The sequence below is a fragment of the Isoptericola jiangsuensis genome, from assembly GCF_048320105.1.
Taxonomy (GTDB): domain Bacteria; phylum Actinomycetota; class Actinomycetes; order Actinomycetales; family Cellulomonadaceae; genus Isoptericola; species Isoptericola jiangsuensis_A.
Genome location: NZ_CP182942.1, coordinates 3,164,100 through 3,178,341 on the forward strand (window position 1 = coordinate 3,164,100; position 14,242 = coordinate 3,178,341).

A 14,242-nucleotide genomic window follows, 5' to 3' on the forward strand; every position below is an offset into this window, starting at 1 on the left:
TCGTCCTCGCCGCAGGGCAGGGCACGCGCATGCGGTCCGCGACCCCCAAGGTGCTGCACGCCCTCGGCGGGCGGACCATGCTCGGGCACGCGATGACCGCCGCGCGCGAGCTCGAGCCCGCGCACGTCGCCGTCGTCGTGCGGCACGAGCGCGACCAGGTGTCCGACGCCGCGCTCGCCCTCGACGCGTCCGCGCTCGTGGTCGACCAGGACGAAATCCCCGGCACCGGACGTGCCGTGCAGTGCGCGCTCGACGCGCTCGACACCCGGGTGCACGCCGCCCGCGCCGCAGAGCTCGCCCACACCGACGACCTGCACGGCGACGCGCACGACGACGACGCGCACGACGACGCACACGACGGCGATGGCGAGGCCGACCGGGCGCACCCGCTCGGGGACGGCATCGAGGGCGCCGTCGTCGTCCTCGCCGGCGACATCCCGCTCCTCGACGGCGCCACGCTCGCCGAGCTGCTCGCCGCGCACCACGCCGACGGCAACGCCGTCACCATCCTGACCACCGAGCTCGACGACGCCACCGGCTACGGCCGCATCGTGCGCGAGCAGGGCACCGGCGACGTCACCGCGATCGTCGAGCACGCCGACGCCACCGCCGACCAGCGCGCCATCCGCGAGATCAACTCGTCCGTGTACGTCTTCGACGCGGCCGTGCTGCGCCGCGGCCTCGGCGGGCTCGGCAGCGACAACGCCCAGGGCGAGGTGTATCTCACCGACGTCGTCGCCTCCGCGCGGGCCGAGGGCGGAGCCGTGCGAGCCCTGCTCAGCGACGACCCCATGCTCGTCGAGGGCGTCAACGACCGGGTCGCGCTCGCCACCCTCGGGGCCGAGCTGAACCGGCGCACCCTGGACGCCTGGATGCGCGCCGGCGTCACCGTCGTCGACCCCGCCACCACCTGGGTGGACGCCGACGTCGAGCTCGCCCGGGACGTCACCCTGCTGCCCGGCACCCAGCTGCAGGGCGCCACCACCGTCGCCGAGGGCGCCACCGTCGGGCCCGACTCGACCCTGCGCGACGTCGAGATCGGTGCCGGCGCGACCGTTGTGCGCACCCACGGCACGCTCGCCGTCATCGGCGCGGGCGCCACCGTGGGCCCCTTCGCCTACCTGCGCCCCGGCACCGTCCTCGGGGAGAGGGGCAAGATCGGCACCTTCGTCGAGACGAAGAACGCCGACATCGGCGCCGGCTCCAAGGTGCCGCACCTGTCCTACGTCGGGGACGCCACCATCGGCGAGGGCACCAACATCGGCGCCGCCTCCGTCACCGTCAACTACGACGGCGTCGCCAAGCACCGCACCGTCATCGGCGCGCACGCCCGCACCGGCGCCGACAACATGTTCGTCGCGCCCGTCACCGTCGGGGACGGTGCCTACACCGCGGCCGGGTCCATCATCACGCGCGACGTCCCCGCCGGGGCGCTCGGCGTCGGACGCGCCCAGCAGAAGAACGTCGACGGCTGGGTCGAGAAGCGTCGCGCCGGGACACCGGCCGCCCAGGCCGCGGCCGGAGCCCGCGCGAACGTCGAGACCGGGGGCCTCGGCCCGCAGGCGAAGCGCGAGCTCGCCGAGCACAATGCCCTCACGGGAGCCACCGGCGACGGGGCCCCCACCGGTGACGACGCCGGAGCCACGGAGTCCGGCGCGTCCGCGTGACGCCCGCCAGCAACTGAGCCGCCCGAGCGAAGGAACCCCCACAGATGAACACCTCGATCCCCGGCACCGGAGAGCGCACCCTCGTCCTCGCGGCGGGACGCGCCCACCCCGCGCTCGCCGAGTCCGTCGCCCAGGAGCTGGGCATCGGACTGCTGCCGGTCGCCGCGTACGACTTCGCCAACAGCGAGACCTACGTGCGTTTCGGCGAGTCCGTCCGCGGCGCCGACATCTTCCTGCTGCAGAGCCACACCGCCCCCGTGAACCAGTGGCTCATGGAGCACCTGCTCATGGTCGACGCCGCCAAGCGCGCCTCCGCGCGGTCCGTGACCGTCGTCGCACCCTTCTACGCCTACGCACGCCAGGACAAGAAGAGCCGCGGCCGCGAACCCATCTCGGCCCGCCTCGTCGCCGACATGCTCCGCACCGCCGGCGCCGACCGCATCATGAGCGTCGACCTGCACACCGCGCAGATCCAGGGCTTCTTCGACGGGCCCGTCGACCACCTGTGGGCCATGCCCGTGCTCACCGACTACGTGCGCTCCCGCGTCGACCTGACCAACGTGGCCGTCGTGTCGCCCGACGCCGGACGCATCCGCGTCGCCGAGCAGTGGGCCGCGAAGCTCGGTGGCTGCCCGCTCGCGTTCGTGCACAAGACGCGTGACGTCACCCGCCCCAACCAGGCCGTCGCCAACCGCGTCGTCGGTGACGTCGAAGGCCGCGAGTGCGTGCTCGTCGACGACCTCATCGACACCGGCGGCACCATCGCCGAGGCCGTCAAGGTCATCATGGACGCCGGCGCCAAGTCCGTCATCGTGGCCGCCACCCACGGCGTGCTCTCCGACCCGGCCCCCCAGCGGCTCAGCGAGTGCGGTGCCAGCGAGGTCGTCATCACCGACACCCTGCCCATCGCGCCCGAGAAGCGGTTCGACGGCCTCAGCGTGCTGTCCATCGCCCCGCTCATCGCCCGCGCCATCCGCGAGGTGTTCGACGACGGCTCCGTGACGTCGCTGTTCGACGGAAACAGCTGAGCCTCCCGCACGAACGTGCCCGACGGCGGTCGTCCCCTCCGGGGGGCGGCCGCCGTTCGCGTTCCACCGGTGTGACCGGGACCGCGCGGCCGGGACTTTCGTCCGGGGCGGCACGGCGGGTACAGTAGCCAGGTTGCCTCGGCGAGGGACGTCTGACGGGCGCCGGTCCACAGGGCCTGTGCGCACCGCAGAGCTGGATCCGTCGGATTTCCGTGATCGACTGGGCGGCTGCTGGTGTCGAGCCTCGCGCTCGCTCCTGCGGCGTCCACGGTCGCGTCCGTCACGTGTCCCACGCCGACGCAGCCGCCCGTCCGCGCCGGTCTCTCGAACCTGCGGACGAGCCGACGGCTCCCACTGGTCGTCGGCACACATCGACCATCCGCAGGAGTGATCCACGTGTCCGAGATCAAGCTCAACGCCGAGACGCGCACCGAGTTCGGCAAGGGCGCCGCCCGCCGCATCCGCCGCGCGAACAACATCCCCGCCGTCCTCTACGGGCACGGCACCGACCCGGTGCACGTCACCCTGCCGGGCCACGAGACGATGCTCGCCGTGCGTCACACCAACGCCCTCATCGAGCTGTCGTTCGGCAACGGCTCCGAGCTCGCCGTCGTCAAGGACGTCCAGCGCGACCCGGTCCGCAACGTCATCGAGCACATCGACCTGCTCATCGTGAAGAAGGGCGAGAAGATCGCCGTCGACGTCTCCGTGCACGTCACCGGTGAGTCCGCCCCCGGCACCATCCACCTGGTCGAGTCCCAGACGCTGTCCGTCGAGGCCGACGCGACCTCCATCCCCGAGTCCTTCGAGGTCTCCATCGAGGGCCGCGAGGCCGGCGACACCATCACGGCCGGCGACGTCGAGCTCCCGGCCGGCGTCACCCTGCTGACCGAGGCCGAGTACGCCGTCGTCCTCATCACCGAGCCGCGCGGCGAGGCCGCCGACGACGAGGCCGAGGAGACCGAGGCCTCTGCCGAGAGCGAGTCCTCCGCCGAGTGACCCCGCTCGCGGGCTGAGCCCACACCAGAACGCCCGACGGCGGCCACGCGGCCGGCGTCGGGCGTTCTGCGTGCCAGGACCCGTGCGAGACCGCCGCGCCCCGATGGAAGGATGGAGCACATGACCGACACCCCCTGGCTCGTCGTCGGGCTCGGCAACCCCGGACCGAAGTACGCCGGCAACCGGCACAACATCGGGCACATGGTGCTCGACCTCCTCGCCGAACGCACCGGCAGCCGGTTCACGAAGCACGCCCGCGCCCAGGCCGGCGTCGCCGAGGCGCGGCTCGGTGTGCTCCCGGGCGGCGCACCCGGCCCGCGGGTCGTCCTGGCACGGCCGACGACCTACATGAACACCTCCGGCGGGCCTGTCGCCGCGCTGTCGCAGTACTACGGGATCGAGCCCGACCACGTGCTCGTCGTCCACGACGAGGTCGACATCCCGTTCGACACCATCAAGCTGAAGACCGGTGGCGGCGAAGGCGGCCACAACGGACTGCGCGACATCTCCAAGGCCCTCGGCACACGCGACTACACCCGCGTCCGCGTCGGCGTCGGCCGGCCGCCGGGGCGCATGGACACCGCCGACTACGTGCTCAAGGACTTCTCGGCGACCGAGCGCAAGGACCTGCCGATCCTGGTGGACGACGCCGCCGACGCCGTCGAGATGGTGCTCGTCGAGGGGCTGCTCGCCGCCCAGGGGAAGTTCCACGCCGTACGCTGAGGTGAGAGGGCGCCATCGTCGACGGCACATAGTTGCCTGGAATGTCGAAATCGGGGTGATGAAACGGCGTCGTGAGCGATGTATTCTCCGGAATGTCCGGGCAAAAGGGTGCGCTTCGGTGAAGTTTCACCAAGACACTCTTCTCACGTCCGGTGGATGTCGTTATAGTTCCGTGATCGTCCGAGATCTCGAACCCTGGTGGTAATGATCCATGATCAGCTCATCTCGAACCCTGTCCGCGAGGTCGGCCTGTCGATCCCTCGTCGGCGGTGCTGTCGCCGCAGTGCTCACCTTGGGTGCAATCGCGGGCCCTGCTCGAGCTGACGGCGGTGACGAGGACCTCGTGGTGAACGGGGGATTCGATCGTGGGACGTTCGGATGGCGGACGACCGGAGCGACCGACCTCTCGATCAAGCCCGGTGGGATCGCGCGGATCGCAGCAGATCCAGGACGGGTTGCAGTGCTCAACGACGCACGACCGACGGTCGCACGCGCCGCTGCGGGTACCTCGTACGTCGTGACGGCGCGAGTGAGCGCTGACGTCGCCCCGCTCTCCGGCCAGCTGCGGGTTCGGGAGGTCGCCGGATCCGACGTCGTCACCCACGTCGAGCCCTTCGCGGTGGAGCCCGGCGAATGGCAGGACGTCACCCTGAAGTTCACCACGTCCTCCACCGCCAAGTTCGACCTCAACCTCTTCGGTTGGGGCGCAGGCGGGCAGTTCGGCCTGCTCGTCGACGACATCTCACTGTCGCCCGCCGCCAACCCGGTGCCCACACCCTCGCCGACCCCGTCCTTGACGCCGTCTCCCACGCCGTCGGTGAGCCCGTCCCCCACGCCGTCGGTGAGCCCGTCTCCCACACCGTCGGTGAGCCCGTCTCCCACACCGTCGGTGAGCCCGTCTCCCACGCCGTCGGTGAGCCCTTCCCCGACACCCACACTCGATCCGACACCCTCGCCCATGCCGACTCCGGAGCCGGCGGCCAGGTGGCACCTCACCGACGGCAGCACGGTCTCGGACCGGGGAATCCCCGACTCGGGGACCCTGGTCGGCGCCTCGATCGGCGGCAACGACGACCCCGCGGAGAAGGAGGCCCTGTTCGGCGCGACCCTGGGCGTGCACCGCACGTTCTACCAGGCGAACCAGGTGGACTACGCCATGAGTGAGGTCGCCAAGGACGTCACTGCGGGCCGGGTGCCGTGGATCAGCTTCAAGGCCCCGTACACGTGGGAGGAGATGGCGGCCGGCAAGGGTGACGCCTGGGCCCGTGACATCGCCGAGCGCCTCGACGAGATCGACAGTCCGGTCTGGCTGGCGATCCACCACGAGCCGGAGAACGACGGAGACATCGAGGCGTGGAAGGCCATGCAGCGTCGGCTCTCCCCGATCGTGAGGGAGACTGCGGACAACGTCGCCTACTCGATCGTCGTGACCGGTTGGAACCAGTTCTTCGGTCCTGCGGAGTACAGCATGGACAACATCTGGCCCGGTGACGGCTACGTCGATCTCGTCGGGTACGACCTGTACAACTTCTACGGTGCGGAAGGCGGCACCGTCGCACCCAGTCAGCTCGACATCGACACGGCCTATCTCGAGCCCATCAGCGAGTGGGCGACGGCGCACGACGTCGCCTGGGGACTCGCCGAGCTCGGCTACACGCACCAAGCGTCGGACGAGGACCCCGCATGGCTCACGCGGGCGCACGACGCGACCGTCGCACGGGGCGGTGTGGCCTTCACCTACTTCGACAGCACGGTGAGCCCGAACGGGCCGTGGGAGCTCGACCACGGGGCGAAGAGCCGGATGTTCGGCTCGCTCGTCCGCCTCGCACCGCAGCTCGACCGCCGCTGAGGCGTAGGGACGAGTGTCGATCCCGTCCCGGTGCTGTGGACGAACACGTTCTATCCCTTGGCGTCGCTCTTCAGCGAGCCGATGAAGAGCTTCCTCGTCCTGAGCGACGAGGGCCCGGAGTGCTGGGCTGCTTCCGATCACCCGGAGGTGATCGACGACGTGGAGCATGCGGGCGGCGCACGACCCGGCTGACGGCCCAGGTCGGTGGCGCCGCGCGCGAGCTGGCCGAGCGAGCCGGCGTGCGGGCGCTGGACGCTGTTGGTGTCCGGGCTTCGAGGGACACCGCACGTGCGAGCACTGCGCCGGATCCCGCTGCCGCCCCTGGCGAACGGCGAGATATTCACCCGGGTTAACCGGGCGTCGTCGCTCCGGCCCGGGACCGCGCACCCCTACGCTTGACCTGCGTGCAGGCCCGGAACCGGCCGGCGATCCGCTCCCGCCACGTCCGGACGCACGCGCACCACGGAGTCGGCGAAGGGAACGTGATGCTGAATCGAGAGTCAGCTCCTCGCACGACGGGATCGCCGACCGGCAACGCGCCGATCCTCGTCACCGGGGTGCCACGCTCAGGGACCACGTGGCTCGGGAGGCTCCTCGCCCTCGCGCCGGGTACCTCCCTGCCAGGACGCGAGCCCATGAACCCGCGGGGGAGGCAGTACGCGCTGGGGCACACGGTCGACGGCTGGGCCAGGCTCGAGGAGCTGTCCGGCAAGCAGCGACGCGCCCTGAGAAGTGCCTACGCAGGGCTCAACCCGTACGTCTACAGCCGCTACGGTTCCCGCCGATGGGCGGGGCCGCTGCCCTGGAGCAGGAAGATCGTGAAGGACCCGTTCGCGATGCTTTCCGTCCCGGTCGTCGCAGAGTGCACGGGAGCGATCCCTGTCCTCGTCTATCGGCATCCGGGCGCGGTGCTGGTGAGCTATCAGCGGATGGGGTGGAACCCCGACCTGGAAGAGCTCGGAGCGGTACGACGGGCGATCACCGAGCGGCACGGCACGAAGCTGCCGGAGCTCCCCGCACGGACGGTCTCGCCGGCGGAGGCGATGGCGATGTTCTGGACCATGCTGCACAGCGTGGCGCTGCCCGACCTGTCCCGGGTGCCCGGAGCGCAGGTGGTCGACCATGCTGAGCTCGCCACCTCGGGGGCCGAGGGTGGGCGACGGCTCTTCACGGAACTGGGCCTGAGCTGGTGCGACGCCGCCGAGGCCGAGCTGACCCGCATGGCTCGCGACCAGGGTCCGGTCGGGGAGGACTCTCGCGGTCAGACGTTGCACGAGCTCGGCCGATCGCCCGCAGCGGTCGCCGGAGCGTGGCGGGAGCGCCTGGGTGACGACGACATGCGTGTGCTCGACGACCTGGCGGGCGAAACCCTCGCCTCGCTGGACTCGGCACGTCTGGCCCTCGGCCGGCGGCCGTCCTCGCCATCCGCGTCCGAGCCCGGAGCGTGACCGTCTCGCCTCTGGTCGGATCGCAGTCGCGACCCGCCGGTGGTTCACCCGGGTGAACAACGCCGGGTTGGCGTCCGTCGACCTGGTCGACAATCTAGCGTTGGCGATTCACAGGAAAGTCCGAGGAGGCTCAGTGGCACTGAGAGGAGCACCGCACGCGAAGCGGTCCGGCCAAGAGGGCTCTCGCGCCGACCGGACGACCGTTCTCTACATCGGTGGCATCGGCCGGAGCGGGACGACCCTGCTGGAGCGCAGCATCGGCCAGGACGGCGAGGTCGTGCAGCTCGGTGAGGTCATGCACCTGTGGAAGCGGAGCCTCCGGTACGACGAGAGCTGTGGCTGCGGGTCGCCCTTCTCCGAGTGTGAGTTCTGGGGTGAGGTCGGTCGACGAGCATTCGGGGGCTGGTCGGAGGTCGACATCGATCGGGTGCTCGAGCTCAAGGCGCAGGTCGACCGCGCCGTGATGGTGCCCAAGGTCTTGCTCGCGAGCCCGGACTCGTCCTGGGGACGTGCCGTCGCCGAGTACGCGAGCTACTACGTCCGGATCTATCAGGCCGCCGCGCACGTGACCGGGGCGCGAGTCGTCGTGGACTCGTCCAAGCAGTCCTCGCTCGCCTACATCCTTGCCGGTCGGCCTGAGCTCGATCTGCGCGTGCTGCACTGCGTCCGCGACGCCCGGGCGGTGGCGCACGCCTGGGGCAAGGAGGTCGTCCGACCGGAAGCCCGCACAGCCGACGTCGCGCTGATGACCAGGTACCGACCGTCCCGACTCTCCATGTACTGGATGGTGCACAACGCTGAGATGGACGGCCTCGGGACGTTCGCCGGCGTGCCGAAGGTCCGGGTGCGCTACGAGGACTGGGTGACCGACCCACGGAGCACGGTGCTCTCCGTCCGGGAGTTCGCGGGTCTCGACGACGATGCCGGCGCTGACCACCTCGGCGACGGCACGGTGCGGCTGGAACCCTCCCACTCGTGCTCGGGGAACCCGTCGCGCTTCGCCACGGGTGTCATCGAGATCCGACCGGACCGCAGATGGATCCAGGACCAGTCGGTCCGCGCCCGTCGGACGGTGTCGCTGCTGACCTGGCCGCTCATGCTCCGGTACGGCTACAGGATGTCCGGAGGAGTCGCATGAGCACGGGACTGCCCAGCGTCGGCGTGGTGGTTCCCACGAGAGACCGACCGGAGCTGCTGGCACGGACGATCAGGTCCGTCCTGGCCCAGGACTACGAGGGCGTCGTCGAGCTGGTCGTCGTCTACGACGGCACCGAGCCGGACCGCTCGCTCGTCGCCGAGGGCCACCGGCCGGTCAGCGTCATGCAGAACCAGCGAGCTCAGGGTCTGTCGGGGACGCGCAACACGGGCATCCTCAGCCTGTCCACGGACCTGGTGGCCTTCTGCGACGACGACGACTGGTGGGCGCCGGAGAAGCTCCGCCTCCAGGTCGACGCGATGCAGGACGACGACATCATGGCGACCTGCTCGATCACGGTGGACTTCGAGGGATCCCGTACCTCGCGCACGGCCGGCAAGGCGCTCGTCGAGCGGTCGGACCTGCTGCGCTCGCGGATGTCCATGATGCACTCCTCGACCTTCGTGTTCCGCCGCTCCGCACTGCTCGGAGAGCTTGGCCTCATCGCCGAGGACGCGCCAGGAAGCCAGAACGAGGACTGGGACATCCTGCTGCGCGCCTCCGCGATCCGGCCGATCAGGCACGTCGACCGTCCCGCGGTGAGCGTCCAGTGGGGAAGGACCTCCTTCTACTCCCGGCGTTGGGAGTCACGGAACGAGAGCCTGCTCTGGATGCTCGACCGGAACCCCGACATCACAGGATCGCGCACGGGCTACGCCAGAGTCCTCGGCCAGCTCGCGTTCGGCGAGGCGAGTCTCGGGCACCGGCGTGCCGCATGGCGTCGTGCCTGGCAGGCGACCCGGGTCAAGCCCACCGAGTGGCGCGCGCCGCTGGCCGCGCTCGTCGCGGTCGTCCCCGCGTCCAGCGAGGTCGTGCTCGGCCTGCTGAACCGGGTGGGGCGGGGCGTATGAGCAGTTCGACGACGGGCCGGGACGCGTTGCTGGAGGCCCTGGTCGAGGCGTCCTTCCCGGCCGAGGGATCGACGTCGACCGAGACGTTCCTCGCCGTCCCGTCATCGACGGAACCACGTCTGCTGGTGCAGGTGACCGAACCTCGACGCGGTGCGAAGCTGCTGTGGGACTGGCGCTCCCCGCGGGGAACTGCACGTCGCTTGACCACCCTTGCCGCGTCGACGACGATCGCCGTCGGTCTCGGACGCCTTCTGGGCGACCGGGTCGTCGTGCCTGCCGGTGGCCCGGACGGGCTGGCTGCCTCCACAGGACGCCTGCTCGGTACCAGGACGAGCATCGGGATCGTGTCGTTGGGCCCGGCCCGGGCCAACCGCAAACCCGTGGTCCAGCTCCTCGACGACCACGGCTCGGACGTCGCCTACGTCAAGCTCGGTCTCACCGAGCTCAGCCGTGCCCTCGTCGAGTCCGAAGCGCGGACGCTGCGCGCTCTCGACGGGCGCACGCCGGGTCTGACGATTCCGCGGGTCCTGGATGCGGAGAACCGGCCGGGGGCGTCGTCCCTCGTGCTTCAGGCGTTGCCTCGGCGGTCTCAGCGCGACGTGACCATGAGCGACCTCGTCGAGGCGATGCGGGTGCTGCACGCGGTGCGGGCCGACGGGCTCCCGCAGGCCAGGTCCTTGCCGGAGCTCACCGACGCCATGTGGCCGGGCGACGGCGCGGCAGGACGATCGATCGAGCGGCGCCGCGGCGCTGCCACCGGCGCCTGGCACGGCGACCTCCATGACGGCAACATCGCCCACGCAGCCGCCGGCGGTCTCCTGGTGTGGGACTTCGAACGGTTCGAGCACGGAGTGCCCCTCGGGCTCGACCTGGTGCACGCCGAGTTCCAGAGGCGACTGAGAGGCAGGACCGCCGAGATCCTCCGTGGGGCTCGGTCGGTGGTCCGTGACGCGACGACGCTGCTCGCGCCGCTGGGGGTCCCGGCGTCCGACGCCACGGGCGTCGTCGCCGAATACCTCCTGCGCATCGGCGCACGATACGCGCAGGACTACCCTCGCGACGGTTCTCACCCCTTGGGGGACGTCGACTCCTGGCTGCGTCCCACGATCCACGACCTCGCCCACGAAAGGACACACCATGGCTGAGCGCGGGCCCCTCGCACAGTGGATCCACGGCCGTGCGCGGACCATGACGTCGACCTTCGGACGCCTCACCTCGGAGCTGCGCGTCACCCCGGACTTCCTGATCGTGGGGGCGCAGCGAGCCGGCACCACGTCGCTGTACAAGTCCTTGGTGCAGCACCCCGACGTCCTGCCCGCGGGCCTGCACAAGGGAGTGCACTACTACGACACCGGATACCGGCGTGGGTGGGCCTGGTACCGAGGACACTTCCCCCTGCGGACCACCGTCCGTCGCCACGAGCGCCGCACGGGTCAGCGCCCCATCACGGGAGAAGCCAGCCCGTACTACATGTTCCACCCGCTCGTCGCCGAGAGGATCGCCTCCTCCCTCCCCGAGGTCCGGGTGATCGTCATGCTGCGCGACCCCGTGGAGCGCGCCTACTCCGCCTACACGCACGAGAGCGCGCGCGGTTTCGAGACCGAGTCGTTCGACCGGGCGCTGGAGCTCGAACCCGCTCGACTTGCCGGGACCGCCGATGCCTTCGCCGCAGATCCGCACCACCAGTCGCTCGCACACCAGCACAACGCCTATCTCGCCCGCGGCCAGTACGTCGACCAGCTGGAACGTCTCGAGAAGGCGATCGGGCGCGACCGCATGCTCGTGATCGACTCCGACGAGCTCTTCGCCGACTTCGCTCCCCAGTTCCGTGCGGTGACCGACTTCCTGGGAGTCCGTCCGTGGCTGCCCGAGGAGTTCAAGCAGCGCAACTCACGCCCCCGCAGGGCGCTCGAGGGTGCTGCACGTGAACGTATCGAGCAGCACTTCCTGCCCTACGACCAGCGGCTGGCCGCCTGGTGGGGCCGAACGCCGAGCTGGCGGGCATGAACGCGGAACCAGCGTCCGTCCGACCATCTCGACCGACCGCGAGGTCGGCCGACATGACCGGTCTGGCCCGCCGTGGCCTGCTCAGTCTCGGGGGTGCCGCGATCAGTGCGGTCGCGAACTTTCTCGTCATCGTCGTGGTCGCCCGCGGGTTCGACCAGGTGACCGCCGGATACCTCTTCTCGACCACCTCGTTCTTCGTCATCGCGGAGTCCCTGTGCGCCCTCGGCACAGCCACCGGGATGGTGTACTTCATCGCGCGGGTGCGGTCCCTGGGGAAGGCTCACGCAACTCGCAGGCTCATCCTCATGGCCACACGACCCGTCTTCGTGGTGTCGGTCGTCGTCGCCGTCGCCATGTTCCTCTCCGCGCCACTCGTGGCCGGTCACCTGAGCTCGAACGGCACCGCCGACGACGAGGCGGTCCTGTTCATCAGGATCGCGGCGCTCTTCCTCCCGTTCGCCACACTCTTCCAGCTGTTCGTGGCGGCATCGCAGGGCTTCCACACGATGACGCCGACGGTCGTCCTGGAGAAGGTGGGGCGTCCGGTGCTCCAGCTGGGCGGGCTGGCGCTCGCGAGCGCCCTCGGACTGGCGTGGCTCCTGCCGGTCGCCTGGTGCGGACCGTACCTGCTGGGGGTCGCGATCATGGCGTGGTGGCTGGTACGCCTCGTGCGGCGTGACCCTGCCCCCTCGGCCGACGACCCGCCCGTCGTGGGTCGCCGCGAGTTCTGGAGGTACACGGCACCACGAGGCATCGCCAGCGCCGCACAGCTCAGCCTTCAGCGGTTGGACATCCTGCTCGTCGCGTTCCTCATCGGTCCGGGCGAGGCCGCCGTCTACACGGCTGCGACCAGGTTCGTGGTCGTCGGTCAGCTCGGGAGCCAGGCCGTTGCGCTCGCGGTCCAGCCGAAGTTCGCCCAGCTGCTCGCCCAGGACGACCGGTCCTCCGCCAGCCGGGTGTACCGGACCACCACGGCCTGGGTGATGGCCGTCACGTGGCCGGTCCACCTGCTCGTCGCGGTTCTGGCGCCAGTCGTCATGGAGGTCTTCGGCCCGGGATACGGCCGGGCATGGCCCGTCGTCGTCGTCCTGGCGGGCGCGATGCTGTTCGCGACGTCCTGCGGCATGGTCACGATGCTTCTGGTGATGGCGGGAAAGACCTCCTGGAACCTCATGAACGTGGGCGTCGCTCTGGTCCTCAACGTCACGCTGAACCTGGTGCTCATCCCGCAGATCGGCATCCTGGGTGCTGCCTTCGCCTGGGCGGCCGCGATCGTCGTGAGCAACGCACTGCCTCTGGTCCAGGTGAAGCGTCTGCTCGCGCTCGACCCGTTCGGTCGGGGGTCGGTGCTCGTCGCCGCGCTCGCGGTCCTCTGCTTCGCTGCGATACCTGCCCTGGGATGGTTCTTCGACGGCTCGACGATCGTGCTCGTCGTTCTCGTCGCCGCCGGAGCGATGCTCTACGTCGTCGGGCTCTGGAGGCTGCGCAGGACGCTGGATCTCGACGACCTCGTCGTGTCGCTGAGGCGTCGTCGCGTCGGCACTCGACCACGCTGAGCTCGTCCCCCGCGCCCGAAGGAGCCCGCATGTCGTTGTTCGCCCGCAGCCTCATCTTCTACGGGGTCCTCACCGTTGCTCTCCTGGCACTGGTGACCAAGGCTCATGCGCTCGTGCTGCCGGCAGGCCTGGCGAGTCAGGTCGGACACAACTCGGAGGCGTTGCTGTTCGCGCTGCTGGTGTGTGCCGAGGTCCAGTTCTTCAGGCCGTGGGCGCGTCGGACGGCTCGGCCCTGGTTCTGGACCGTCCTCGTGGCTGCCGTGATGTTCCTGGCGGCGTACCTGCTGCTCCACTCGGGGTGGACCTCGACGCTCGTCACTCTGAACGAGCCGATCTTCGGTGCAGCGCTCGTGCTGCTCTACGTGATGGTTCCGCGACCGTTTCGGCTCGCTCCGGTCGTTTCGATCGTCGTGCTCGCGTTCGTCGTGGTCGCCTTCGACACCGCGCTCGTCCTCGACCAGGCGGAGAGTCTTGTGCCGTTCATGCTCGCGCCGCTCGCGTTCGACGTCTTCGACCGGACGATCCTGGAACCGGAGCAGCCCGATCGACCCTCCCTGCGAGTCCTCTGGATCGTCCTGCTTCTGGCGGTGGGTCTGACGTTCATGCTCCTGGCGCCGTGGGCGCGCGAGGATCTCCAGGGTTGGCTCCGGTACGGGATCGACTACGGTCAGCGCGCTTCCGAGGCGTACTGGGGCTGGGTGCTCGTGCACGTCTACTTCGGGTACGTGCTCGGTGCGCGGTGGCGGCGAGCGGCACCCGAGGGGGCCCGGACGTCGTCCGTGGACCAGGCCTGACGCATTGATCGCCTGCTGACCGGGCCGGTGGTCGTCTGCGCCTCCTGCCGGGGCAGGATCGGACGTCGTGCCCTCCGGGCCACGTGCGCGCCGACGACGCTCTGGTCGCCCTGGTGCAACCATGC

The 14,242-nt window shown here is 70.3% G+C and carries 13 protein-coding genes; all 13 read left to right on the top strand.

Going from position 1 to position 14,242, the window contains the following annotated elements:
• Window positions 1-29 precede the first annotated feature (29 nt).
• Complete coding sequence (gene glmU, locus ACNHYB_RS14540; protein WP_418278067.1) at window positions 30-1,667, top strand: bifunctional UDP-N-acetylglucosamine diphosphorylase/glucosamine-1-phosphate N-acetyltransferase GlmU; 1,638 nt, start codon at window positions 30-32, stop codon at window positions 1,665-1,667.
• 44 nt (window positions 1,668-1,711) lie between these two features.
• Complete coding sequence (locus tag ACNHYB_RS14545; RefSeq protein WP_418276062.1) at window positions 1,712-2,695, top strand: ribose-phosphate diphosphokinase; 984 nt, start codon at window positions 1,712-1,714, stop codon at window positions 2,693-2,695.
• A 396-nt stretch (window positions 2,696-3,091) separates the two neighbouring features.
• Window positions 3,092-3,694: a 50S ribosomal protein L25/general stress protein Ctc gene (locus ACNHYB_RS14550; protein WP_418278068.1), complete on the top strand. Its 603-nt coding sequence runs from the start codon at window positions 3,092-3,094 to the stop codon at window positions 3,692-3,694.
• Window positions 3,695-3,814: 120 nt separating this feature from the next.
• Window positions 3,815-4,417 carry an aminoacyl-tRNA hydrolase gene (pth, locus tag ACNHYB_RS14555; protein ID WP_418276063.1) on the top strand — a complete coding sequence of 201 codons (603 nt, stop codon included), beginning with the start codon at window positions 3,815-3,817 and terminating at the stop codon, window positions 4,415-4,417.
• A gap of 517 nt (window positions 4,418-4,934) precedes the next feature.
• Window positions 4,935-6,266, top strand: coding sequence for a carbohydrate-binding protein CenC (locus tag ACNHYB_RS14560; protein WP_418276064.1), 1,332 nt, complete (start codon window positions 4,935-4,937; stop codon window positions 6,264-6,266).
• Between the two features lie 30 nt (window positions 6,267-6,296).
• Window positions 6,297-6,458 (top strand): hypothetical protein, encoded by a 162-nt coding sequence (locus tag ACNHYB_RS14565; RefSeq protein WP_418276065.1) that lies wholly within the window; start codon window positions 6,297-6,299, stop codon window positions 6,456-6,458.
• A 293-nt stretch (window positions 6,459-6,751) separates the two neighbouring features.
• Window positions 6,752-7,714, top strand: coding sequence for a sulfotransferase (locus tag ACNHYB_RS14570; RefSeq protein ID WP_418278069.1), 963 nt, complete (start codon window positions 6,752-6,754; stop codon window positions 7,712-7,714).
• 52 nt (window positions 7,715-7,766) lie between these two features.
• A complete protein-coding gene (locus ACNHYB_RS14575; protein ID WP_418276066.1) occupies window positions 7,767-8,852 on the top strand; it encodes a sulfotransferase in 1,086 nt (361 codons plus the stop codon).
• The gene (locus ACNHYB_RS14580; protein ID WP_418276067.1) at window positions 8,849-9,760 is read left to right on the top strand and encodes a glycosyltransferase family 2 protein; all 912 of its coding nucleotides are present in this window, start codon (window positions 8,849-8,851) and stop codon (window positions 9,758-9,760) included. Before ACNHYB_RS14575 ends, ACNHYB_RS14580 begins: the two co-directional genes overlap by 4 nt.
• Window positions 9,757-10,905: a hypothetical protein gene (locus ACNHYB_RS14585; RefSeq protein WP_418276068.1), complete on the top strand. Its 1,149-nt coding sequence runs from the start codon at window positions 9,757-9,759 to the stop codon at window positions 10,903-10,905. Before ACNHYB_RS14580 ends, ACNHYB_RS14585 begins: the two co-directional genes overlap by 4 nt.
• On the top strand, window positions 10,898-11,767 hold the full coding sequence (locus tag ACNHYB_RS14590) for a sulfotransferase family protein (RefSeq protein WP_418276069.1): 870 nt from the start codon (window positions 10,898-10,900) through the stop codon (window positions 11,765-11,767). The genes ACNHYB_RS14585 and ACNHYB_RS14590 overlap by 8 nt, the downstream gene beginning before the upstream one ends.
• A 53-nt stretch (window positions 11,768-11,820) precedes the next feature.
• Entirely contained in the window at window positions 11,821-13,323 is a 1,503-nt protein-coding gene (locus ACNHYB_RS14595) for an oligosaccharide flippase family protein (protein WP_418276071.1), read from the top strand.
• A 29-nt stretch (window positions 13,324-13,352) separates the two neighbouring features.
• Window positions 13,353-14,117, top strand: a complete 765-nt coding sequence (locus ACNHYB_RS14600) for a hypothetical protein (protein ID WP_418276072.1) — start codon at window positions 13,353-13,355, stop codon at window positions 14,115-14,117.
• Window positions 14,118-14,242: the final 125 nt, after the last annotated feature.